We start from the raw sequence: 23,846 nt of genomic DNA, 5'->3' as shown, positions 1-23,846 counted from the left end.
TAGACATGTATCAGTAAATTAAACTTTTTGTGGAGGGGATGTACATGCGTATGCGTAAAATCACATGGATTTTTATCGTTGTGATATGCGTGTCACTTATTTTGTCAGCCTGTGGTTCGAGGGATGCAGATGACGTAGTTGGTGATTTAGAAAAGAAACTGAAAGACTTGGAGAGTTATCATGGAACGGGAACCATGACACTGAACACAGGAAATGAAGCACAGGAGTATCAATTAGAGGTAAGTTATAAGTCGCCTCACTTTTATCGTATCTCGATAACGAACACGGAAAGAGATGTTACTCAAATTGTTTTACGTAATGAGGAGGGAGTTTTTGTGCTCACACCTCATTTACAGAAGAGCTTTCGTTTCCAAAGTGATTGGCCAGGACAGCAAGGGCAAGTATACTTATATGAAACTTTAGTCAATAGTATTATAACGGATGATGAGAGACAATTTACGAAGGATGATGAACAAAAATCTTTTGTATTTGATGTAAATGCTAATTATCAAAATCGTTCATTAAGTCGTCAAAAAATCTGGTTAAGTAAAGATGGTTATGAACCACAACAAGTAGAAATTGCTGACGATAATGCATCTGTGCTTGTATTAGTAAGATTTAATGAATTTGAGTTTGATAAACAATTTGAAGATGATGCCTTTGATATGCAGCGCAATTTATCCATGTGGCAGATGAAATCACTTCCTACATTTTTAGCTGATCAAGAAGCAATGGATGAAGAAGTTGAATCAGGACCTACCAACTTATCGTTTGGAGTATATACGCCAAGCTATACACCTGATGGAGTGGAGTTTAGTGATTTAAGAGAGGTACAGCGTGATGATCATCTAGCTATTCTGGTTCGTTACGCAGGTGTATATAATTACACGATTATAGAGGAAAAACCAGAAGCACAAGATGTGAACCTTTCTCAAGGTGAAATTATTGATTTAGGGTATACTTTTGCAGTATTAACAGGTGAGGTACAAAAGACATTAAGTTGGTATTATGATGGAGTGGAATTTAAATTAACCACAGATGATTTGCCTAAAGAAGAAATGATAAAGGTAGCACAATCTTTAGAAGGACAGATCGGAAAATAAAGTTCCAAATATTGTTTGTTAATTGTTCATTGACAGCCCTAACATAAGGGATTAACATTAATTAGATGGGGATAATCACAATATTTATTTTTTTCCTTATTGTGTGAAGAAGGTGAACATATGCAAATGCATTCATACTATCGCCCAACCTGGGCTGAAATATCTTTAGACGCTTTACATTATAATTTAACAAGATTTCAAGAGGTTCTTCCTAATGATATGGAAATCATGGCTGTAGTAAAAGCAAATGCTTATGGACACGGTGCAGTTGAAGTAGCTAAACATGCGATAGCAAGCGGAATCCAATATATAGCTGTTGCGTTTTTGGATGAAGCATTAGAACTTCGTAATTCAGGAATTACTGCACCGATTCTTATTTTAGGATATATTCCTCCTGAAGCTGTTGAATTAGCAATTCAACATGATATAACTTTAACTGTTTTTCAAGATGAAACCATAGATGCCTTACTCAAAATAAAAAAAGAGGATAAATCATGTAAAGTTCATATTAAAATAGATACTGGCATGGGTAGGTTAGGTGTGCGTTACGATAATGCCATCTCTTTTATTGAAAAAGTACTACAGCATGATCAAATTGAAATTGAAGGTGTTTATACACATTTTGCCAATGCAGACGAAGAGGATAAAACGTACACTTTAAAACAATATCAACATTTTAAAGAGATTGTAGATTATTTTAAAGCAAAAAATATCACTTTTTCAAAAATCCATACAGGAAATAGTGCAATTGCAATAGATTTACCCGAGTATTCCTATAATATGGTGAGACTTGGAATCAGTATGTATGGGCTTTATCCATCAAAGGAAATAAATCATCATAAAGTTGATCTTAAACCGGTTATGAGTTTAAAAACGAAAATTGTATACTCAAAAGTATTACCCCCTGGGTCTGGTATCAGTTATGGAACTAAGTATTTTACGAAGGATGAGGAACAAATCGCTACTTTGCCAATAGGATATGCTGATGGCTATTCTAGAATGTTAAGTGGGAAAGTGGATGCTATCATCAGAGGGAAAAGGGTACCTGTAGTAGGTACGATTTGTATGGATCAATGTATGATTAATATAACGGGACTCGATGATGTTAAACCTGGTGAAGAGGTTGTATTGTTTGGTAAACAAGGGAATGAACAGATTCTTGTAGAGGAACTGGCTGAACAGTTGGATACCATAAATTATGAAATTGTATGTATGATCTCTCATCGCGTTCCAAACGTATATGTTCAAAATGGAAGGACAGTGATGGTGCATAACGGTTTAAATTTATAAAAACCAATAATTACTATTGCATAAATTGAAGAATCATGAAGGAATTTCGCATTTTATATCGAATTATATTTAGGAAAGGGTTATAATGTCCTTAATATGTACGTTTTTGCCATTGTGGTTGCATACTTGATATATCAGATGCATATATTATCTCTTGTATAAAATTGCATGATATACGCCATAATGGTATTATTGGTTTGGAAATGTTTTGGAGGTGTTGATTGGTGTCCAACGCACATAACACGAACACTAAAAGAATTATGATAAGTTTACCTGATCATTTATTACAAGAGGTTGACGGAATCGTAGAACAGGAACGATCCAATCGCAGCGAATTTATTCGACAAGCAATGAAGGTGTACCTCATGGAACGTAAAAAAAGGCAAATCCGTGAAATGATGCAGCGCGGATATATGGAAATGGCCAAAATCAATCTGAACATGGCATCAGAGGCTTTTCAAGCGGAGGAAGAAGCGGACAATACGACTGACCGCTTAGTGAGCGGGGTGTAGCTCTTGATAGTGAAACGCGGGGATGTGTTTTATGCGGATTTATCACCCGTAGTGGGATCTGAACAAGGTGGTGTCAGACCTGTAATTGTGATACAAAATGATATAGGTAATCGTTTTAGCCCCACCATTGTAGTGGCAGCTATTACCGCACAAATACAAAAGGCAAAACTACCAACACATGTTGAAATCGATGCAAAAACTCATGGGTTTGATCGTGATTCTGTCATTTTATTAGAACAGATTCGTACAATTGATAAACAACGTCTAACAGATAAGATCACCCATTTAGATGAAGAAACAATGCGTAAAGTGGATGAAGCTTTACAAATTAGTGTAGGTTTGATTGAATTTTAATAGGATAACTTCAAATAAGCGAGGGCTTAAACCCTCGTTTTTTGCAGTTTAACAAATGATAATAAATAACAGGGGATGATGATTTTGCCTGAGCATGGAACAGATACGCAATTTGTGGAAAAAAATGAACAAGCCTTACTTGAGACAGGAGACCAAATACAAGAACGAATACTAAAACAAATTACTAAAGAACTGCATATTTCTTATCGTCAGGTTAAAACAACAGTGAATTTACTGGATGAAGGAAATACAATTCCATTTATAGCAAGATATCGCAAAGAAAAAACAGGTGAGCTTAATGAAGTTGCATTGAGAGAAATTCAAGAAAGACTCATTTATTTGCGTAATTTAGAAGATCGAAAGATAGAAGTGATTCGTCTTATAGATGAACAGGGGAAATTATCAGACACTTTGAAGCGAGACATTATAAAATCTGAAAAATTGCAGGAAGTAGAAGATATTTATCGACCTTATAAGCAAAAAAGAAAAACCAGAGCAACGGCAGCAAAGGATCGTGGATTGGAACCACTTTCAATTTGGATGATGCAGCAGCTTTCAGAAGGTTCGATTGAGACCGAGGCAGGGAAGTATGTAGATCTTGAAAAAGGGATAGAAAAAGCTGAAGATGCTATACAAGGTGCAATGGATATTATAGCAGAAAGTATATCAGATGATGCAAAAATTCGTACTTGGATCCGTAAATTTACATTTGATCAGAGTTTAATTTATGTAGAAGCGAAAGACGATCAGGTAGAGTCCGTATACGAAATGTATTATGCATATCAAGAACCGATTCGTAAGATGCCACCGCACCGCATTTTGGCAATTAATCGGGGAGAACGTGAAAAAATCCTTAAAGTTCGTTTGGAGGTACCTACTGAACGAATTTACGAATACATAAATAAGAAAGTGATCACCGGGTATTCAATTGTTGCAAATATCTTGCATCAAGCGATTGAGGATGCTTATAAGCGACTCATTGCTCCTTCCATTGAACGTGAGGTTCGAAGTGAACTAACAAGAAGAGCCGAGGAAAAAGCCATTGAGATTTTTGGTGAAAATCTGAGTAGTTTATTACTCCAGCCTCCAATTAAAGGGAAAATTGTATTAGCTGTAGATCCTGCTTATCGAACAGGTTGCAAACTAGCAGTGATTGATGAAACCGGTAAGATGTTAGATATTGCAGTTACATATCCTACACCACCAGAAAATAGAATCACAGAAGCTAAAGCAGTATTCAAAGAATTTATTAATAAATATAGAATTGAACTTATTGCTATAGGAAATGGAACAGCTTCAAGAGAATCAGAACAATTTGTTGCTGATTTAATTCAAGAATTACAGGATAAAAATCTGCAATATATTATCGTTAATGAAGCGGGTGCTAGCGTTTATTCTGCTTCTAAATTAGCACAAGAAGAATTTCCAGAACTTGATGTAGCAGAACGTAGCGCCGTATCCATAGGAAGAAGGTTACAAGATCCTTTAGCAGAGCTGGTGAAAATTGATCCAAAGTCGATAGGAGTAGGTCAGTATCAACATGACGTTTCACAAAAAAGGTTAGAAGAAAGCCTCAAAGCTATCGTTGAGTCTGCTGTAAATCATGTTGGTGTAGACTTAAATACAGCATCACCATCCCTTTTATCTTATGTATCAGGAGTCAATCAGACCATTGCAAAGAATATTGTTAAGTATAGAGAAGAAAATGGGAAATTTAAAAAGAGAGATGAATTAAAAAAAGTACCCCGTTTAGGTGCTAAGTCATATGAACAATGTGTGGGATTTATGCGAATAAGGGGCGGTGTGAATCCACTTGATTATACACCCATTCATCCTGAGTCTTATAAAATAGTCGATCTACTTTTTAAAGAGCTTCAATTAGAGTTCTTTCAAATGAATTCTTCTCAATTTAAGAACATTTTACAATTACATAACCCAGAAGAGCTTGCTATCAAACTGGATGTGGGTATACCAACTATGAAAGATATTTTCGAAAGTTTACAAAAACCTGGAAGAGACCCACGTGAAGATCTTCCTGCACCAATACTTAGAACAGATGTATTAAAATTAGAAGACATCAAACCTGGTATGGGATTAAAAGGTACAGTAAGAAATGTGATTGATTTTGGTGCATTTGTGGATATTGGGATCAAAAATGATGGACTTGTACATATTTCAGAGCTTAGTGATAAATTTGTTAAACATCCACTAGATGTAGTATCTGTTGGTGATGTTGTAACAGTATGGGTACTGAAAGTAGATGAGAAAAAAGGAAGGGTTAGTTTGACGATGAAAAAACCAGACTAATAAAATTGAGAAAAATCATAGAAAAGGATCTTTAGCTTTACAAAAAAGATAGATCAAGCCATTCATTAAACTATGCTAATGAATGGCTGTTTTAGTTTTTTAATGTTAAATTATAATACTGTTTCATGAGTTGTGGAGTTTTAAAAAAAGACTTAAAATATATATTTTTTTCAATCTATTTTCTTTTCCATTTTATTGTAAAAAAACCAACACTCATTTAGTAGTTGTATTTTTCGTTTATCCTTGTTACGGTAGGCATTAATCAATTGATTGTAAATCCAATTTGGCATATCACAATACACCTCCGAAGTAAGTTTATCCTAAGTAAATTCTTTAACCACCAATCGGCGAGTTTACTTTATTAGAATTACTTTATGGAATCAGATATAGATTGTGCATGTCCGTATTCAGATTTATACATCAACTTCTTCTTCGTACCATTGTTCTAATTGCGCTAAAAGTGCTCTAATTTCTGTAAGTAAAGAAATTAAAGGATATGACGTTTCATTCGTGTTAGAAAATTCTTTCTCCAATTGGGTCATATACACTAAACCGTCAATAATTTTATTTTTTTCAGTAATTAAATCCAAGTTGTCACATTCTGCAATAACCATTGGAAGTGTAGGAACATTGTTAGCAGTTAATTTGCTGAGTTCTTTATGTAGTCTAACATTTAAAGCACTTAACTGATATGCATGAGTAGATGGCATTTCTACAAAATCAATTTTTTCATTTAATTGTAAGATCACGTATTTATATTGTGACATCAGTTAATTCCCCTCTCACGAAACTGTTTATACTTGACAGTTTAACTTAGGTATAAGTTAAAATTCAAGTATATCTATTTAACTGTTTAATTTTATAAATATAATGTGCTTATTATTTTGTAAATGGAGGGGATGTGTTGAACGATGAACAACTGCAAGTTTGGGTAGAACAAATATCACTTCATTTTTTTGGCAGACCATTTTTACATCAAGTTAAATTTAACCCCAGATTAAGAACAACTGGCGGTAGATATTTCACCAAATCACATCATATAGATATTAGCAGGAAACATTATGATCATTTTGGAAAAGAAGAAACAGAAAAAATTATTAAACATGAGCTTTGTCATTATCATTTACATTTATTAAATAAAGGATACAAACATCGTGATGCAGACTTTAAACAATTATTAAAAAAAGTAGGTGGCAGTAGATATTGTCGACCTTTAAGTGAAAAACACAACCAAAATGTTTATCGATATCAATTAAAGTGCTTGAAATGTGAATCTACATACTTAAGAAAGAGGAAAATGGATGTCTCAAAATATGTTTGTGGAAAATGTAAAGGAAAATTGAAGTTAATCCCACTTGACTATATTCATGATTCATGATAAATTATTTATTGTCCTTCCCTGATAGCTCAGTTGGTAGAGCACTCGGCTGTTAACCGAGTTGTCACAGGTTCGAGTCCTGTTCGGGGAGCCAAGGAGAGATACCCAAGTGGCTATAAGGGGCTCCTCTGCTAAGGGAGTAGTCGTGTAATGCGTGCGTGGGTTCGAATCCCACTCTCTCCGCCACTTATACATATAGTTTAAACCACTGATCATTCAGTGGTTTTTTTATGTTTTCATTAATAATATAATGGGTCAATGACAAACCTAATTTTTAAATATATGCAACATTTTTTGCATTTGGATCGTTTTGAAAGAAAGGCTTACCTTTTAGACTAAAAAAAAGACGATATGAAAGGGAGAACATTATGAAACTTACTAAATTGTTGAGTTTGGCTGTAGTTGGCACATTGATAACAGGAGCAGGGGATTATACATATGCTAACACTGAAAAGCTTGATCAAATTCATCATACGATGAATGAAAATGAATTGGCTGAGTCAATTCAAAAGAAACAATATTCTCTTGAAGTAAATGGTACCATGTTAACTAGTGGTAAAGCCCCGTATCTTAATGAACAAAAATCGCTTATGATTCCATTGAGAAATGTGGCAAGTGAGCTAGGGTATCAGGTCAAATGGGATAGTATTAAGAAAACAGTGGAAATATATAAAGGTAATGAGCTTATAGAGTTAAATATTAGCGAAAAAAATATAAATGATTTGAAATTATATGAATTGTCTGAGGGAACAGTTTATGTACAAGAAAAATACTTGATGGATAAGCTGCATGCTAATGTAAGTATATCTGAAGCAGGAACAATTCAGATAAGTAATGCTCAGGAAGTAGCAGAACAGGATTTTGTAATAAGAGAAGGAATTATTACTAATATTACAGATAATGAAGAGACAACATTTGTGGAGATTAATGGTTTTACAAATGGTGTTATATTAATAATCTCAGAACAAACAAAAATCATATCAGAAAATAAAGAAGAATTAACAGTAAATGATTTATCCCCGGGAATGGAAATTAAGGTAGAGCATGATATTATCATGACTTTGAGTTTACCTCCTATGACAAATGCGCAGAAGATAACAGTAAAAGAAGAAATCCCTATAGAGCAGTATGCTGGAACTTATGGGACAGTAGTTGAAATGACTACAGATGAATTAAATCAAATCATTGTAAAGGGTCAAAAAATAGGAATTAATGGTTATGATGAAATAAAATTAAATATTACAGATCAAACTGAGTTTATAAATGCAAAGGATCAAACTGAACTTTCTATAGATCAACTAAAAGAGGGAGCAAAAATCTATGCTTTTTATGGACCTAATGTGACAAAAAGTATACCTCCAATTGGAACGGCTGAGAAAATATTAGTTGAATAATAGGTAGGACAGCAAAGAGCTAAATCTACTATAGATTTAGCTCTTAAAATATTTCTTTAAAAAAGAATAAAATAACAGTAGACAATCTAAAATTAATCCGTTATAATAATCCTTGTCGTCAAAAACATGGCCCGTTGGTCAAGCGGTTAAGACACCGCCCTTTCACGGCGGTAACACGGGTTCGAATCCCGTACGGGTCACCAACAAAACAAACATCAGGTAATGAGAACCATGGGTTCGTCGGAGCATAATCTTCGTAAGAATTACATCGCAGTCTCGTAATGAAATGAAGAGTATCCCGTACGGGTCACCAACAAAAACAACATCAGGTAGAACAAACTCACAACAAGATATTTCAAAGTAACAGAACGGAAGGTTCGTCGGAGCATATTCTTCATTAATAGATTTCTATCTTATAATGAAAATATACCGTAAGATCACCGTTATTTTTTTTATTAATTTGCGGTCGTGGTGGAATGGCAGACACGCTACCTTGAGGGGGTAGTGGGCGTACGCCCGTGGAGGTTCGAGTCCTCTCGACCGCACCATACATATTAAACGTTAGAACCCTTTGTTTACAAGGGTTTTTTCCAGTAATCACAGTTGGACGATTTGTAAAGATGGGACATAACTAAAAGAAGCCCTATGAAAAGCAGGACTGTATAAGGCGAAAATGAATGAGGCCAAGTCACATAAGAGATCCAAAGGAGAACGGATCGAGTCGCTTTAACCAATGTGTCACAATCGAACGATTGTGTTTAACGCATACGATTTTACTGGATCAGATGACACAGTATCCGTACCGAGATTATGTAGATTCGTTAGATGCGTTGTCGGGTGCGGTTGAAAACGTGGCGAAGGCGAAAAAGGTATTAAGAATAAACCAAGTTGTTTGTAGAGAAATGATAGTTAATTAGCGGAAATTTTGTAATAGGGCACAAATGTCCATTCGTAATAACAATAAAACCCATATAATACACTAATTAAAATTATGAATGGAGTTGACCCTTATGGGACATTTCAATGAAAATTTTTGTGACTGCTGCGTCTGCCCGATGCAGTGTGTTTTGGAACAGTTGGTGGATAAAGATATTAATTTGTTAATTTCTTCTTTTCCTGAAGCCGATCTTGATGGGACTTTAATCTCTGTCAATAAATTTATCTCTACTATTCAAGATTCTAATGGTGATATATTCCGACTTACAGTTAGTGATATTTGTGCTGCTGGGATTGAAGAAGAATTTAATTTCAAATTAAATCCTATTAGAAAAAGCAAGGGAGAATGTTCGTGTATAGAAGATCCAATCACTAAATTAGCACAATCTATGATAGGGGAATCGACAAGTGTTGTACTTTGTAATTCACTACTAACTGGGAAAATTATTAATGTTGGTGATGGAATTGTTGTAATGTCTGTGGTCGATATGGGAACACTTAATACATTTGTTTTTTCTAGTTGTAAAATAGGAGGGTTTGGCCCACCTGAAATGACAAACTTTAATTCAAAAGGCAAATTTCATCAATTTAAAACGTCTTAATTACGATGGTTAAAATGAAGAGAAATAGATTCACATTATTCTTCCTATTTATTGGATGCAAATGTGTCTCTAAAAAATTATGAACGAAAGTATATATCTGAATATGTTGTATTTCGAACGGTGGGCACTAAAACAGTGTCTTTTTTTCTTTTGCCTGAAAACACTTCCGAAAGGAGGAAGCGAATGTCAAAACTATTTAACACGGGATCACAATATACGCAATCCGATGCTTAGGAACAACGCTAGCTGAAGATAAAGGTGGGTCGAGAACCTCACATACGGATTCATGTGGATCGTGGAATAAGAGACGCACTCTAGACAGCGCAAATTCTTGAAAACTTTGCAAATGAAGGCGTCGAGGGATTCGAACCTTACGAACCTGTTATTCTAAAATACTTTTCGGAACCACTTCATCCACCTTTTAACTTGAGTAACACTCTTTATCCCTCACTTATCCATAATTTTACTGTTGGTATATTTACCTAACAATTTCATTTGAATAACATCTCGTTTTATATTCTCAGATCATTTTTCTTTTTTCCCTTGAGAAAAGCACTCCTATGTGTTGATTAATTTATATACGACATAAGGGGTGCTTTTTCCTTGTCTCATTTATTTGGGTCTCTTGGAGGTTCGAGTAGTACCATACATAAAAATCCTATAACCCTTGAAACATAAGGGCTCTTCATTTATAGGTAAAAAATAAACTTACAAAGTAGTTTTAGATATTTCACTTTATCAATATGAGAGATTCAAACAGATTTTAAAAAAAGGAGCACCTTACTTTTATAATTGAACATGTAGAGACATATGCAACATTTTCAATATTTACATTTCCTTGACCTACTTCAGAAACAGTACCAAAAACAATGAAGTTCGGCTCGATTCCAATTTCTACTACTTTCCCAATAAGAGTACTTAACAACTTAGTTATCGGATCTTCACAACAAGAACATTCTCCTTTACTTATTCTAATTGGCTTTAATTTCACTTGTATAGGAGGTAATATCGATGCAGATGTAATTTGGGAAATAGGAATTATTCCTTCTGATGAAAACAAGTTAAAGTCTTTTACTTCATTAATTGTTACACTATTTAGAACATTAGTAGTTGTACTTATATCAACGGTTTCTCCTTCCAACTCCTTCAAAACACACTGCATAGGACAAACGCAACAATCACACTTGGTTTTATCGAAAATGCCCATACTAACACGTCCTTTTAGTTTTTAATAGTGTATTCAAGTTAGTATTTCTTTGTCTGGACGTGTGCACTTTATAAAGGAATATCCGCTAATGTCAGTGTCAATATTATTCTCAATTAATATAAACAGCAATTAGATTGACTTTTTCACTGGTATTCTTTATATCGCTCCTAGTGATCCAAAATAAGCTATTTTAGTTGGTATTGTAAGGGGGTTAGCTGCAAGTGGGTTGTGATCATGTGTGAAAAATAAAGAACAGAAATAGTAAAATACTCACTGGCTTGTTTTAGATAGCTGGTGGGGATGAGTTTCTATTAAAATAAAGTGAATTAGATGTGCGAGAAGAATTAATTTGTTGTTGGTTAATTGGAGTAATTCTTGTTATTGCACAAGTAGAATAAATCTCAGTGAAAGACATATCAAATAATCTACCTATGACAATCCCTTCACCTACATCTATTATTTCATCTAGAAAAACGCCACCACCAGGGGTTAAAAAATCAATATTAACAATGTTTCCTTTCATTGAATTTGCTAAAATTGTTATAGAGTCTTCACAGCAAGCACATTCCCCAACATTTTTCTTTAAAGGTTTTAATTTTATAGTAATAGGTTAATTAATGGAATCAGTTAATTGAACTAAAGTTAGTTGATGAATTGGAAAGTCGCCAACTGTTGTAGATACGATAAAGTTTGTAACACCAGTAATAGTAGCCACACCTTTAACACTCACAGTAGTATATAAAAGAATATCTTCTCGTCCTATCAACTGCTCTAGAACACACTGCATAGGACAAACGCAACAATCACACTTGGATTCATCGAAAACGCCCATAGTAACACGTCCTTTCAGTTTTTAATAATATATTCAAGTTAATATTACTATGAATGGACGCGTGTACTGTATTTAAAAATTGTGTTCTTGGTGGGGGATATTAATGATGAATAATTCTTGCTATAAAGGAACAAGAAACCTTTGAAATGACAGTGGATTTGCTTAATTCTTAGCTTAGTGTAACAGTTAGAAAAGTCTCCTGACCAATAGTGATATTTTTAACACGTATCGACAACCACATATTTTATTTATGATAGCTGTACTAATATATCAGGGGATAGAATCTGTTATAGATAGAACAAGATGCTATTGAAATGGTAGTCTTAAGTAGCTTGTGGGTATGGCTTAAAAGCAAGAAATTCTATAACACCTCACACTGGATTAGGTAGTTGGTGGGGATGTGTTTATATTAAAATGACGTGAACTAGATGTCCCAGCACTACTTTGCTGTTGGTTAATTATTCTTGTTATTGCACATGTAGAAAAGATATCAGTGAAACGCGGATCACCTGGAAATCTACCCATGACAATCCCTTCACCTACTTTTAGTATTTCCTCCTGGAAAGGACCAAAATTATTCAAATATTCAACAAAAACAATATCTCCCTTCATTGAATTTGCCAAGTTTGCCATAGGGTCTTCACAGCAAGCACATTCCCTGACATTTTTCTTTAAAGGTTTTAATGTTATGGTGATAGGTTGATCAATAGAATTAGTTAATTGAACTAAAATGATTTGATGAATTGGAAAGTCACCAGCAGAAGTAGACACAATAAATTCTTTAACACCAGTAATTGTAATCATATTTGTAATATTATTTGTATTATATAAATTAATATCTTCTCGTCCTATCAACTGCTCTAGAACACACTGCATAGGACAAACGCAACAATCACACTTGGATTCATCGAAAACGCCCATAGTAACACGTCCTTTTAGTTTTTAATAGTGTATTCAAGTTGGTATTAATATGAGTGGACGCGTGTACTGTACTATATAAATGTGCTCTTGTCATATGTGAAGAATAGATGACAGATGAAAGAAGTCAATATTACTTATTCTAATTGTCTTTAATTTCATTTGTATTGAAAGAAATATCGTTATATATACTATGTTCAAATTCCATGAGAAAGAATTGGAAAATATGCACATCCTTTAGCATATTGATGTTGTAAGAGTTAAAACTTTAGGAAGGTGATAAGCAATATGGCATACAGGATCATGACATTTGATGCGGGTGCGTTGCGAGGAGCTATAAGTGTTAGGCTTCTAGATCGGATTAATAATATTTATAGAGGATTCGTTAGAAAAACAAATCTCTTTGCCGGTACCTCTGTTGGTTCATTTATTGCAGCTGCATTAGCAAGTGGAAAGACAGTAGAAGAGGTATTTGATTTTTTTAATAATAAGGGAAATATGGAATTGGCATTTGGTACTAATAGACGAGGAGCTTTCTTTTTTAATCAAGCGGTTGATATTGAAGGACTTGAAAAGCTAACGCAAGACTTTTTTCAAGACCTTAGATTGAAAGACCTACCCAAAAAGGTGATTATTCCTTCATTTGATTTATCTACATGGTCACCTGTTTATTATCATAATTTTCCTAAGTCCCCCTATATGGATGAACTTGTCAGTAATGTGGTGTTGAGGAGTAATGCATCTCCAGTTCTTTTCCGATCGTATCAAGGTTTTTTGGATGGGGCAGTTGTTGCCAGTAATCCTAGTACATTAGCAGTGTCATTTGCAGTGGGTATGGCTAAACAGAAATTAAAAAAAATCTCTTTATTTTCCATAGGTACAGGGAATATTGAGTATAGTATTGAAAGAAGCACAAAAGGATGGGGAATGGTAAGTTCGAATAATTTCTACCCAAAACATAGAGACAATCTTCCAGCAAATTGGGGAGCCATTCTTAATCCGATTCAAACAAGAGAACCTGTCCTCCCATTATTTTATTCTTTCCTTGGGGGAACAGAAGAGGGCGCAGCGACCCAGAGTTTCCAATTGCTTGGAACCAAATCATTTCGTTTAAATCCTACTGCACCTGTTTCAATTGGATTTACAAATGGAAAAAATCTTAATGATTTTTTTGCAGTTGCCGATAAAGCTAATTTAGATTCTGGAGTTAAGTTTTTACAGAAGTATTGGTGATACATAAAAAAAACCTCACGATTATTTTATGTGGTGAGGCTTTTTCTACTGTGGTATTAGTATTATTTATTTTATTAGTGATTAACCTAATGTATAGTATGAGATTTAATTGGTTTTGACTGGGTACGTATACTGTATATATTAAATTATGCTTTTGTCTAGGTGTGAATCAATATAGTACAGAATTTGTTTCAAACAGATTGTTGGATCTGATGTTTATCCAATTGCTCCTTCAAACTTCCAGTTAGCACGTAATAGAACATTTGGAAGTCTGCTCGTAAGGACCATAAAGGATGACCGAAAGTTGCTGGTTTGTTTCCTTCTATGAAGAAATGGCTAATCCAAGCAAAGGAATAAGCGATAATCGGAGCACCTAATAAATACCAAAAGTTCATGAAAAGAAATGAAATAATAATGCAAACGAATACGAAGCTTGTCCCTACGAAGTGCCATGCTCTTGTTGCACGCTTAGAATGTTGTTGTAAATAAAATGGCCAAAAGTCTTTAAAACTATTGAAATTCTTCAAATTCATCTTCCCCTTTCCAAATTCTTATTTAATGAATTCGGTTCTTAAACTCAATAATCCTTTCAGATATATGTTTATTAGCGGAAGTTTTGGAATATGCAAATACGTCCAGTCAAACCTTCCATAAAACTCATAAAATACATTAGTTAAATTATGAATGGAGGTGAAAACATGGGTGCTTTTCATAGAACAACTTGTGACTGTTGTGTTTGTCCAATGCAGTGTGTGATGAAACAGTTAGAAGATAGAGGCCCTATTATTATTTCTACAACAGTTAGTCAAGAATTTAATCTAATTAAATCTGTTGAAAATTTCATAGCGGATACTCTAGATGGTGAGATTCCGGAATTCTTTCCAGTTTGTAAAGTTACTGCAGTTGGAAGCAACGCATTAGACATTACTACTGATTTAAAACCATTGCGTAGAGATATCAAAGGGAAATGCAACTGTTGTGAGGATCCAACTACAAATGAGTTGGTTTCACTTGGTATTGGCACTGAAGTTTCAGTTGAATTCGTAACCCAAACACCTGGGGATCGATTTCGAGTTCCTCTAACAGGAAATATCTTATCATTTGGAGAAGGTATCGTTATATTGGATAATGTTTCCGATGGTGAGGGGGATGAACTTCCTAACTTTGCCATTTCCACTTGTCAAATTACTAATATTCAAAAAACGTCTTAAAAGCTTCTTCCTCTATGGAGAAGCTTTTATTTTTGTTTAGATAGGGGGTGCTACTATATCTAATTGACATGTGGAGGCTATACCAATAACAAATTCTGCTCCAGTGTTAGTCATAAGGTCACGAAGTAAAACGATTCCTTCTCCAACCTCTTCTATAGTTGCTTCTGTAATGGTTGAAGAAGGTATACTTATTTTCTCTTTTTTCATAGAGTTTAACAAATTTGTCATTGGGTCTTCACAACATACACATTCACCAGTAAAGTCCTTTCTAATTGGTTTTAATTTAATTTCAGCGTCCATAATCGAACCTAAAGCTACGATTTGACAGATTGCAATATTCCCTTGATCAGTGAATACAATAAAATCCTCAATACGATTTATAGTAAAAGGGATGGTTATTTGACCAAAAGTAGTACGTAAAAAATCTATAGTTATCTGTTGCTCCATCAACTGCTTCAAAACACATTGCATTGGACAGACACAACAGTTACATATGGATCTATCGAAATGTCCCATAAGGTTTACCTCTTTCTTAATTGAGTTTGTTTTACAATATACTATATTCATTAAAATGATATTTTGACTGGATACATATACCTGTAATTTAAAAATGTACTCTAGCACATGATCTAAATCTCAATGACTGTTATTCAGAAGTTTTGATCAATATTCGGGAAGAGCGGAGATGTTGGTGATAATAGATGAAAAAAGATTTGAAAATTAGTAAAATTTTCAGAAAATTCTTAAAAAATAGTTGAATAATTATGCAATAGACTGTAACATGTTAGTTATAAATAACTATGTTTGCTGAAAAAACATAAGATTATAAGTTTTACATTCTATTAAATAGAGGGGGAATTAAAAAACTGAAAAATATATTTCAATTTTTAATCAAATTTAAATCATGGGGAGGAATTCATAATGTCAGTGTTCAGAACAAATACTTTAGCTAGTTTTATGATTTGTGTGGTGTCTTTATTCCTTTTGATCACAATGAACTTATTCACTCCTACAGAGGTAAACGCAGAAGAAGGTTATGTAATGATAGACCGTGGTACATATCAAGTATATTTTCCTGAAGAAACAGTAGCTATAGAATCTATGAATAACAAAGATTTAAAAACTACTAAAGAGTTAGAATCTACTACTAAAAATTTGAATAGTGCAAGTAGCAGCGGTTACGTAGAACCTGATCTTGTCGTGCCAGCCCTTGAAGAAAATGAGGCATTTCAGTTTGATACTTACGAAAATAGAACCACTTTTCAAGGAATAGATCCAGTTGATTATATCCCTATTAATTTTATTGTAGATCCTGGTTTTAATGATCATTACTATAATGCTGATTATTACGAAGAACTCTCAGGACAGCATATTAGTATTTTAAATCAAGCATTAAATGATTATGATCCTGGTATTGATACGTTTCTAGCTATTTATAGCCCAGATATAGGACTTTTAAACTCTACTTTTCCATTAGGAACACCAGGGGAAATTACACTTTTACTAAATAAACATTCATACTTTGCTCAGGGACTGACATTAGACGTTGAAGAATGGTGGGAGTTGGCCCGATATGGAAATGCAAAAACAGGAGGACCATCACATGTAAGTTTTCAAAGGTCCTATGGTTTAATTGAGTCACAACAGGAAACAGCGACCCTTACCCATGGGTTTGGAGTAGAAACTTCCTTTGAATATCAGAATCAACCATTGGGTGTTGGATGGTCAGCTGGTATAAATCTTAGTTATAATTTTGCTGACACAAGATCTTATGCATTTACTAGAACAGTTCAAGCTTCTACAACAGAGACATTCACATTTGATTTTGGAACGATTGCAGGAGCAAATCCATACAAGTGGGCTGTGTATAATTTAGTCACACAAACAAAAGTGAATTATTCAAATGCACACAATTACAGCCAACTAGGAGATGCTTTTGAAAATTTAGATGATTACGGACTTAGACCAGATATGAACTCTTATATTGTAAAAATGGTGAATCAGACGTACGCTACGATGGAAGTCCCTATTTATCAAGTAGATGTCTCACTAGAAGCACCTCAAAATGTAGTTGCTAATTCAGATTTTAGGAATTTAACGACAACACTTTCTTGGGATCCAGTGACGGATCCGGATGTAGAAGGTTTCATCGTTTATAAAAATGATAGTATTGATGGAATTATTTTTGATCCATCTAGAACGAGTTGGATTGATGCAGAAGTAGAGCCTGAAAAATCCAATGTGTATTGGATCAAATCGTTTCGAGAGGATTTTTTCTTCGATACAAGAACCATTTTTAAAACGGTATCACTTGCTAGTAATACAGTTGTCGAAGAGGTAGCTTTAACATCCGGGAATTTTGGGAAAATGATTCTTGGTTGTTCGATTCCATTTGCTTGGGAAGATGATCAAATTCCTTCTGGGGAAAGAACATATTATAGAATATATATTGGTGACCCAGCTAGGGGAGGGATAGAAGTAGGTGTGTTTGAAGGGACAGATGCTTCTGTGAATATATCCCCTGAATTGTATGATGTATTAGTAGAAAATAGAAATGAAGATTTTTATATTGTGAAAGAAGTACTTTATAATGGTAGATTGATTCAGTCACCAACTTCTACAATGGCTAATCATTTTACAGTGACAGAAACAGCATTTTTATTTTCAAATACTGGGTTTAATGGAGATTGTATTACAGTTAGTAAGGGACAAGAAATAAATTTGAATGATAATACCTATCATTTTGAAAACGATTTATCTTCAATGTTAGTTCAAGGAAATATATATGTTAGTCTATTTCCAGACTTAAACTTTGGAGGGTATGCCCAAACGATTTTTACGGAGGACGGTTTAGCTAATATTCGTGATCTAAATCAAGATACTCTTATCAGACAGGATACAGTGTCTTCCATTAAAGTAGGAGAACAGAAAGATGGTGTCTATTTCTTTTCTGGATCAGATTATGGTGGTGTAATGACGTTTAGGGACAATAATACAGATGGGGTGAAAAATTATACTTTCATGAATCAAGATATCTCGACCCCTGACGGTCTTGCCAATGATGATTTATCATCCGTAAAAGTAATTGGTCCATATGCATTAGTAGTATATGAACATAGTGAATATAATGGTAAATTGACTGTAATTAAAGAAGATTATGGAGATCCTAATTTAGTGAATCATGATATGGATAATAAAACTTCAACAGCTAGAATGTTCAAAGGTGTAGGTGTTTATTTCTTTAATGATTTTGATTTTAGAGGAGATTATGTAAGGGTCGATAACAACTTAGGTTGTGGGTATGTTGGAAATTGCGGAATGGCTAATGATCGATTGTCATCTGTGTTAACTATCGGGAGTCGTGGTGTTGCATTATATGAACACATGAATTATGAAGGTAAAGTACAAGCGATTCGACATAGAGATAACAATCTAGGAAGTTCAGGAAACGTAGGAGATAATAAAGTTTCATCATTCAAAATAGTTGGAAAAGGTGTTTATTTATTCAAAGATAATAACTATGACATAAATGGAGGATACGATAAAATAACATCACCTGGAGAATATACGACAACGGACGCATTAGGGTTTCAAGATAATACGTTAAGTTCAATATTTGTTGTGGATATGAAAGCAACGTTGTTCAGAGACACTAATTTTAGAGGAACAAGTGAAGAGTTTACTGGTTACGATGCAAGTCTTGGGGATAATACCATTGGAAATGATACGGTGAGTTCTATCATTGTTGAAGAGAGGTAACATAAGAAAAAATAAGAGGAGCAGGTTTAATTAGAAAATACATTCATAGTAGGGAACTGCTCCTCTTCATTTTATCAGGAAATTCAAAAAACCAATTGAATAAATATTAAACGACCCAGAATAATGTAAGTTACAACAAACAATAATTTTTAAATTTCATAAATATATTATTAATATTATTTTTTTAATGTTCTCTATTTACTAATGTAAGGGCTTTCTTTTAAAGAGGGTATCTTTAATGAAATTGTATTAAAGGAGAGGGATTAACCATGTTCGTATTTAAAAGAGGTAATTTATCTAATATTCTCATTTGTGTGATGTTTTTATCCATTTTGATCATAATAAGTTTATTCGCTGCTGCAGAGGTAAACGCTGCTCATGAAGGTTATATAATGATCGATCGAGGTACCTATAAGGTATATATACCTGAAGAAACAGCAGCTGTAGAAACTGCTAATAATAAAGATTTGAGTGAGCCTAGTGCTGGTTACCTAGAACCTCCTCTTGAAATTCCAGGTCTTACAATAAATCAGCCCCATCCAATAGATACGTATGAAAATAGGACGATATTTGAAGGAATAGCTCCAGTTGATTATATACCCGTTAATTTTAATGTAGTTCGTGATGATCCTTATTTCTATGAAGTTGATTATTATCAAGAACTCGCAGGACAGTCAATAAGTATTTTAAATGATGCGTTAAATGATTATGATCCTGGTGTTGATACGTTTATTGGAGTTTATAATCCAGAGACAGGATTATTCAGTTCCGTTTTCCCACAAGGTACACCAGAACAGGTTACACTTTTATTAAATAAACATTCATATTTTGCTCAAGGTCTAACGTTAGATGTTGAGGAATGGTGGAAGCGAGCTGGACATGGAATTTCAAGAGATGGCACACCGATAGATACTACTGTCTCATGGCAATATGGTTTATCAACGACACAAGAGGACACAGCAACTCTTACTCATGGAATAGGGGCACAATCTTCTTTTACAATTGAGCAAGCACCAGCGGGTGTTGGATGGTCAGCAGGAGTAACACTTAGTTATAATTTTTCTCGAACAGACTCATATGCATTTTCTAGAACAATAAATACAGTTGATATATTCTCAGAAACTTTCAATTTTGGACCAGCTACTGGAAGGGCTCCATTCAGGTGGGCTGTGTATCATATAGTCACACAAACAAAAGTGAATTATTCAGATGCGCACAATTTTAGTGAACTAGATGATGCTATTGATGATTTAGATGAGTACGGACTTGAAGCTGATATGAACTCTTACATTATAAAAGTGGATACTAAAACTTACTCTGTTAGTGAAATACCTATTTATGATGTAGATTCATCATTAGAAGTACCTCAAAATTTAAGAGCAAAATCAAACTTTCAAGACTTAACAATAACACTTAATTGGGATTCAGTGAGAGATCCGAATGTTGAAGGTTTCCTAGTTTATAAAAATGATAATATTGCTCAAGTTATTACCGATTCATCAAGGACGAGTTGGATTGACGTGAATGTAGAACCTGAAGTTGGCAATGTTTATTGGATCAAATCTTATCGTAATGATGATGAAGAAATTGATGCAAGATTACAACATAAAATTGTTTCACTTCCTAGTAATACAATTACAGAGGAGGTGGCTTTAACAGCTGCAACTTTTAGAAATCTAGCCGTTGGTTGTGATATTCCAATTGCATTGATGGATAGTCAAACTCCTACTGGGGAACGAATGTATTATACCTTATATATTGGAGACCCAGCTTCTGGTGGGATTGATATGGGTTCGTTTATAGGGACAGATGCTTCTATAAACATATCTCCAGCGTTATATGACGTATTATTGGCACATCCAAATGCAGATTTTTATGTTGTAAAAAAAACACGTTATAATGACAGGTTAATTGAATCACCAGCTACTAGAATACCTAATAATTTTTCAGTGTCAGAAACTGCATTTTTGTATTCCAGTACAGGCTTCAATGGGGATTGTGTTACAGTTTCTACTAATTTTAGTGATTTAAGTTCCATAACATTTAATGACGATCTGTCTTCAATGTTAGTTCAAGGGGAAGTATTTGTTAGTTTATTCCCAGAAATAAATTATGGAGGGTTTGCCCAAACATTTTTCACAGAAGAAGATGGATTTGCACATGTTCGTGACTTTGATGAAAAGATTATAGGAGCGGATACTGTGTCTTCCATAAAGGTAGAAGAAAAGTTAACGGGTGTCTATTTCTTTACTGGAGCAGAATATAGTGGTAACTTGCATCATCTTGATACAAGAAATGAAGCTGGTTTTGAAGAACAACTGGTAAGAATTAATTATGGCAAAGTGCAGATGGCACGTCTTCCAGATGACGATATATCATCGGTGAAAGTTGTTGGTAATTATGCAGTAGCCCTATATGAAAATATAAACTTTGAAGGTAATTACTCTTTAATTAAAGAGGATTGGGGAGATTTTGATCTAAGTGACGTTGGTGATAACAGAACCTCTTCATTTAGACTCTTTAGTGGAAGAGGTGTATGGTTCTTCAGGGATTTTGATTACTCAGGAGATTATGCAGTATATGGTGAGATGAATTGTGGCTATATAGAAAATTGTGATGGATACCCTATGAATACATTCCCTAATGATAAATTATCTTCCGTGTTAACTATTGGGGACTTTGGTGTTGTATTATATCAGCACGCCGATTATGAAGGTAGATTTCAAGCTATTAGACACAGAGATATTAACGTGGGAAGTCATAGTAGCAATTTAGGGGATAACAGAGCTTCATCGTTTATAATTTTCGGAAAAGGTGTTCATTTAATGGATGATAGTAATTATACTACTCAAGGTGGACACGTAAAAATAAATTCGCCTGGAGAGTATAGTTCAACAGATTTAATAGACTTTCAAGATAATACACTAAGTTCAATATTTGTTGTCGGTTTTAAAGCAACAGTGTATGAAGATCCTGTTTTTCGTGGAGATAGTGAAGAGTTTATTGATGAACCAGGTGGAACTCGCTACGATCCAGATTTTAGTGACAATATCATTGGAGATAATAAAGCAAGTTCTATCAAAGTTGAAGAAAGGTAAGATGTTTTATAAAGGGGAGCAATTCCACTAGTGAAGTTTACAAATTCACATGGGGGACACGGCTCCTTTTCTTTTTTTTTTGCAGAGAAATTAATAAATGTAGTTTGAAATAAAAGTTTATTTTGTTAGTAGAATAGATCTTCTCAAAATACACATTTTTTAGAAATTTCAAAATAGGTTGAATATTATATTGAATAATTATACATATTGTCTTATAATGTTAGTTATAACAAACTACTATAATTTATGTCCTAGCAAATCTTTTTTCTATTCTAGTCTATATAAATAATAGGAAAAATAGAAATTATCATGATAATATGGTAGTTTTATCCTTATTTGAAAAGATGTAAGGGCTTTCATAGGGAGGGGGTGAATGTATACAAAGGAACAAATTTAAATGAAAAGGGAGGAAATAGGATGGTAATGTTCAAAAAAAATACGTTATTTCATTTTATGATTGGATTGATGCTTCTTGTTGTTTTAATTTTATTCAGTATATTCTCTTCTACAGAAGTACATGCACAAGAACGAGAAGGATATGAAATGGTTGATTATGGTACTCATAAGGTATATTTTCCTAAGCCAGTAATACAATCTACTACAAAAAGTAGTTCTGGAACAGTTAGTACTACTACTGGAGAAGTTAGTGAAGAATCGAAAAAGGATTTACCTGAACTTAATATCGAAGGACTTCGAAGTTTGTCTGATCTGCCAACATCGACTTACGAAAATAGGACAATCAATCATGGATTACAGGTAGAGGGTGTTGCTTATATACCCGTTGATTTCAAGGTTGGAAATGCATATCCAAGTGATTTATTCCTAAGTGAGTTAAATGATGCATTAAATGCGAAAGACCCTTTTGTAGATACGTTTATAGGAGTTTATAATGAAGAGACTAAGATGGTGTCCAATTATTTCCCTATAAACCCACCGGACACTCTTACACTTTTATTAAATAAAAATTCGTACTATGCTAAAGGTCTTACATTAGATGTTGAAGAATGGTGGGAAACATCCAATTATGGAGACTCAAATGGATCTAAGGTAACTCAATCCATCACAAGAACGACTGGTGTAGATAATGAAACAGCGACATCAGCGGTAATCACACATGGAACTGAAATAGAAGTGAATTGGAGCGTAAAGGCAAAGGCTGAATTTGGATTTGGTGCATTTGAATGGGAAGTAGGGAATAGGTATCAATATAATTATGCTAACACTCAAGAAAGTTCATTTGCAAGAACATACCATTCATCAATATCAGAAACATTTACTGCATCGTTTGGGGAACTTATTGAAGGTCATCCATACGTTTGGGCTGTATATGATTTAGTCACCCGAACAAAAGTGAATTATGCACAGGCACAAAATTTCAAACAACTTGATAATGATCTTAGAAACGTAAAGGATTTCGGACTCACACCTCATATGAGCTCTCATATGGTCCAAATTTATAATAAGATCTATTCAACTAAGGAAATACCTATCTTTGATGAAGATACAAACTTAGCAAAACCGAATAACTTAACAGCATCTCCAGATTTTCAGAACTTAACGATTACTCTGAATTGGGATCCTGTTCCTGCTGATCAGATGGCTCAAAGTCCAGTTGATGATGATAAAGTGAATAATGGAAAAGTGGCTGGTTACTATGTTTATAAAAATGATGTCATTGTTGCAACGATCTTTGATCCAACTAGAACCCAATG

Annotated in this window: 22 protein-coding genes and 4 tRNA genes; 18 read left to right on the top strand and 8 right to left on the bottom strand. The window is 34.1% G+C overall.

All coding sequences use genetic code 11. The features are described from left to right. Nucleotides 1-44: 44 nt before the first annotated feature. The 5 genes from ERL59_RS20260 (at nucleotide 45) to ERL59_RS20240 (ending at nucleotide 5,566) form a co-directional block, all read left to right on the top strand. A complete protein-coding gene (locus ERL59_RS20260; protein ID WP_328699995.1) occupies nucleotides 45-1,103 on the top strand; it encodes a DUF4367 domain-containing protein in 1,059 nt (352 codons plus the stop codon). A gap of 126 nt (nucleotides 1,104-1,229) precedes the next feature. Next, entirely contained in the window at nucleotides 1,230-2,393 is a 1,164-nt protein-coding gene (gene alr, locus ERL59_RS20255; protein ID WP_160648054.1) for an alanine racemase, read from the top strand. 260 nt (nucleotides 2,394-2,653) lie between these two features. Further along, nucleotides 2,654-2,905, top strand: coding sequence for a CopG family ribbon-helix-helix protein (locus ERL59_RS20250; protein ID WP_160648053.1), 252 nt, complete (start codon nucleotides 2,654-2,656; stop codon nucleotides 2,903-2,905). Nucleotides 2,906-2,908: 3 nt separating this feature from the next. Further along, entirely contained in the window at nucleotides 2,909-3,259 is a 351-nt protein-coding gene (locus ERL59_RS20245) for a type II toxin-antitoxin system PemK/MazF family toxin (protein ID WP_160648047.1), read from the top strand. 114 nt (nucleotides 3,260-3,373) lie between these two features. Further along, nucleotides 3,374-5,566, top strand: a complete 2,193-nt coding sequence (locus ERL59_RS20240; protein WP_328699996.1) for a Tex family protein — start codon at nucleotides 3,374-3,376, stop codon at nucleotides 5,564-5,566. Between the two features lie 170 nt (nucleotides 5,567-5,736). Here ERL59_RS20240 and cmpA read toward each other — a convergent pair whose 3' ends face one another. Next, on the bottom strand, nucleotides 5,737-5,856 hold the full coding sequence (gene cmpA, locus ERL59_RS20235) for a cortex morphogenetic protein CmpA (protein ID WP_160648045.1): 120 nt from the start codon (nucleotides 5,854-5,856) through the stop codon (nucleotides 5,737-5,739). A gap of 123 nt (nucleotides 5,857-5,979) precedes the next feature. Next, nucleotides 5,980-6,333: a hydrolase/acyltransferase gene (locus ERL59_RS20230; RefSeq protein ID WP_160648044.1), complete on the bottom strand. Its 354-nt coding sequence runs from the start codon at nucleotides 6,331-6,333 to the stop codon at nucleotides 5,980-5,982. A gap of 137 nt (nucleotides 6,334-6,470) precedes the next feature. On the opposite strand from ERL59_RS20230, the gene ERL59_RS20225 reads away from it, so the two are divergent. The 8 genes from ERL59_RS20225 (at nucleotide 6,471) to ERL59_RS20190 (ending at nucleotide 9,876) form a co-directional block, all read left to right on the top strand. Beyond that, nucleotides 6,471-6,944, top strand: a complete 474-nt coding sequence (locus ERL59_RS20225) for a SprT family protein (RefSeq protein WP_160648043.1) — start codon at nucleotides 6,471-6,473, stop codon at nucleotides 6,942-6,944. Nucleotides 6,945-6,962: 18 nt separating this feature from the next. Next, nucleotides 6,963-7,038: transfer RNA gene (locus tag ERL59_RS20220), tRNA-Asn, on the top strand. Between the two features lies 1 nt (nucleotide 7,039). Beyond that, a tRNA-Ser gene (locus ERL59_RS20215) sits at nucleotides 7,040-7,130 on the top strand. 182 nt (nucleotides 7,131-7,312) lie between these two features. Next, nucleotides 7,313-8,338 (top strand): stalk domain-containing protein, encoded by a 1,026-nt coding sequence (locus tag ERL59_RS20210; protein WP_160648042.1) that lies wholly within the window; start codon nucleotides 7,313-7,315, stop codon nucleotides 8,336-8,338. Between the two features lie 128 nt (nucleotides 8,339-8,466). Beyond that, nucleotides 8,467-8,541 (top strand) — tRNA-Glu (locus ERL59_RS20205). A 259-nt stretch (nucleotides 8,542-8,800) separates the two neighbouring features. After that, a tRNA-Leu gene (locus ERL59_RS20200) sits at nucleotides 8,801-8,886 on the top strand. 129 nt (nucleotides 8,887-9,015) lie between these two features. Further along, nucleotides 9,016-9,255 carry a hypothetical protein gene (locus ERL59_RS20195; RefSeq protein WP_160648041.1) on the top strand — a complete coding sequence of 80 codons (240 nt, stop codon included), beginning with the start codon at nucleotides 9,016-9,018 and terminating at the stop codon, nucleotides 9,253-9,255. Nucleotides 9,256-9,348: 93 nt separating this feature from the next. Next, entirely contained in the window at nucleotides 9,349-9,876 is a 528-nt protein-coding gene (locus ERL59_RS20190) for a hypothetical protein (RefSeq protein ID WP_160648040.1), read from the top strand. A gap of 763 nt (nucleotides 9,877-10,639) precedes the next feature. On the opposite strand, the gene ERL59_RS20185 is transcribed toward ERL59_RS20190, so the two are convergent. The 4 genes from ERL59_RS20185 to ERL59_RS20170 form a co-directional block, all read right to left on the bottom strand. Next, nucleotides 10,640-11,083 (bottom strand): hypothetical protein, encoded by a 444-nt coding sequence (locus ERL59_RS20185; RefSeq protein WP_160648039.1) that lies wholly within the window; start codon nucleotides 11,081-11,083, stop codon nucleotides 10,640-10,642. A gap of 283 nt (nucleotides 11,084-11,366) precedes the next feature. After that, nucleotides 11,367-11,606, bottom strand: coding sequence for a hypothetical protein (locus ERL59_RS20180; RefSeq protein ID WP_160648038.1), 240 nt, complete (start codon nucleotides 11,604-11,606; stop codon nucleotides 11,367-11,369). A gap of 87 nt (nucleotides 11,607-11,693) precedes the next feature. Next, on the bottom strand, nucleotides 11,694-11,915 hold the full coding sequence (locus tag ERL59_RS20175) for a hypothetical protein (protein WP_160648037.1): 222 nt from the start codon (nucleotides 11,913-11,915) through the stop codon (nucleotides 11,694-11,696). A 381-nt stretch (nucleotides 11,916-12,296) separates the two neighbouring features. Further along, on the bottom strand, nucleotides 12,297-12,836 hold the full coding sequence (locus ERL59_RS20170; protein ID WP_160648036.1) for a hypothetical protein: 540 nt from the start codon (nucleotides 12,834-12,836) through the stop codon (nucleotides 12,297-12,299). 285 nt (nucleotides 12,837-13,121) lie between these two features. On the opposite strand from ERL59_RS20170, the gene ERL59_RS20165 reads away from it, so the two are divergent. Continuing rightward, entirely contained in the window at nucleotides 13,122-14,066 is a 945-nt protein-coding gene (locus tag ERL59_RS20165; RefSeq protein WP_160648035.1) for a patatin-like phospholipase family protein, read from the top strand. A 191-nt stretch (nucleotides 14,067-14,257) separates the two neighbouring features. Here the strand turns inward: ERL59_RS20165 and ERL59_RS20160 are convergent, their stop codons facing one another. Then, nucleotides 14,258-14,593, bottom strand: coding sequence for an Mpo1-like protein (locus tag ERL59_RS20160; protein WP_407925750.1), 336 nt, complete (start codon nucleotides 14,591-14,593; stop codon nucleotides 14,258-14,260). 171 nt (nucleotides 14,594-14,764) lie between these two features. On the opposite strand from ERL59_RS20160, the gene ERL59_RS20155 reads away from it, so the two are divergent. Next, entirely contained in the window at nucleotides 14,765-15,277 is a 513-nt protein-coding gene (locus ERL59_RS20155; RefSeq protein WP_160648033.1) for a hypothetical protein, read from the top strand. 36 nt (nucleotides 15,278-15,313) lie between these two features. Here the strand turns inward: ERL59_RS20155 and ERL59_RS20150 are convergent, their stop codons facing one another. Beyond that, entirely contained in the window at nucleotides 15,314-15,793 is a 480-nt protein-coding gene (locus ERL59_RS20150) for a hypothetical protein (RefSeq protein WP_160648032.1), read from the bottom strand. A gap of 405 nt (nucleotides 15,794-16,198) precedes the next feature. Here ERL59_RS20150 and ERL59_RS20145 point away from each other — a divergent pair, with 405 nt between their 5' ends. The 3 genes from ERL59_RS20145 to ERL59_RS20135 form a co-directional block, all read left to right on the top strand. Further along, the gene (locus ERL59_RS20145) at nucleotides 16,199-19,036 is read left to right on the top strand and encodes a fibronectin type III domain-containing protein (RefSeq protein ID WP_160648031.1); all 2,838 of its coding nucleotides are present in this window, start codon (nucleotides 16,199-16,201) and stop codon (nucleotides 19,034-19,036) included. Between the two features lie 269 nt (nucleotides 19,037-19,305). Further along, entirely contained in the window at nucleotides 19,306-22,134 is a 2,829-nt protein-coding gene (locus ERL59_RS20140) for a beta/gamma crystallin-related protein (protein ID WP_160648030.1), read from the top strand. A gap of 417 nt (nucleotides 22,135-22,551) precedes the next feature. After that, the coding region (locus ERL59_RS20135; protein WP_160648029.1) for a hypothetical protein at nucleotides 22,552-23,846 on the top strand (1,295 nt) is incomplete at its 3' end.

This window comes from Chengkuizengella marina, assembly GCF_009910845.1.
GTDB lineage: Bacteria > Bacillota > Bacilli > Paenibacillales > KCTC-33759 > Chengkuizengella > Chengkuizengella marina.
The sequence above is the reverse complement of the archived record's forward strand: the minus strand, read 5'-3'. Positions and strand labels throughout refer to the sequence as shown.

Bases quoted from the DNA above. Each gene is read 5' to 3' on its own strand.
- ERL59_RS20165 (WP_160648035.1), top strand. From the start codon at position 13,122: ATGGCATACAGGATCATGACATTTGATGCGGGTGCGTTGCGAGGAGCT.
- ERL59_RS20175 (WP_160648037.1), bottom strand. From the start codon at position 11,915: ATGGGCGTTTTCGATGAATCCAAGTGTGATTGTTGCGTTTGTCCTATG.
- ERL59_RS20170 (WP_160648036.1), bottom strand. From the start codon at position 12,836: ATGGGCGTTTTCGATGAATCCAAGTGTGATTGTTGCGTTTGTCCTATG.
- ERL59_RS20145 (WP_160648031.1), top strand. From the start codon at position 16,199: ATGTCAGTGTTCAGAACAAATACTTTAGCTAGTTTTATGATTTGTGTG.
- ERL59_RS20230 (WP_160648044.1), bottom strand. From the start codon at position 6,333: ATGTCACAATATAAATACGTGATCTTACAATTAAATGAAAAAATTGAT.
- cmpA (WP_160648045.1), bottom strand. From the start codon at position 5,856: ATGCCAAATTGGATTTACAATCAATTGATTAATGCCTACCGTAACAAG.
- ERL59_RS20190 (WP_160648040.1), top strand. From the start codon at position 9,349: ATGGGACATTTCAATGAAAATTTTTGTGACTGCTGCGTCTGCCCGATG.
- ERL59_RS20195 (WP_160648041.1), top strand. From the start codon at position 9,016: ATGAGGCCAAGTCACATAAGAGATCCAAAGGAGAACGGATCGAGTCGC.
- ERL59_RS20180 (WP_160648038.1), bottom strand. From the start codon at position 11,606: ATGAAAGGAAACATTGTTAATATTGATTTTTTAACCCCTGGTGGTGGC.
- ERL59_RS20185 (WP_160648039.1), bottom strand. From the start codon at position 11,083: ATGGGCATTTTCGATAAAACCAAGTGTGATTGTTGCGTTTGTCCTATG.
- ERL59_RS20210 (WP_160648042.1), top strand. From the start codon at position 7,313: ATGAAACTTACTAAATTGTTGAGTTTGGCTGTAGTTGGCACATTGATA.
- ERL59_RS20250 (WP_160648053.1), top strand. From the start codon at position 2,654: ATGATAAGTTTACCTGATCATTTATTACAAGAGGTTGACGGAATCGTA.
- ERL59_RS20140 (WP_160648030.1), top strand. From the start codon at position 19,306: ATGTTCGTATTTAAAAGAGGTAATTTATCTAATATTCTCATTTGTGTG.
- ERL59_RS20260 (WP_328699995.1), top strand. From the start codon at position 45: ATGCGTATGCGTAAAATCACATGGATTTTTATCGTTGTGATATGCGTG.
- ERL59_RS20150 (WP_160648032.1), bottom strand. From the start codon at position 15,793: ATGGGACATTTCGATAGATCCATATGTAACTGTTGTGTCTGTCCAATG.
- alr (WP_160648054.1), top strand. From the start codon at position 1,230: ATGCATTCATACTATCGCCCAACCTGGGCTGAAATATCTTTAGACGCT.
- ERL59_RS20155 (WP_160648033.1), top strand. From the start codon at position 14,765: ATGGGTGCTTTTCATAGAACAACTTGTGACTGTTGTGTTTGTCCAATG.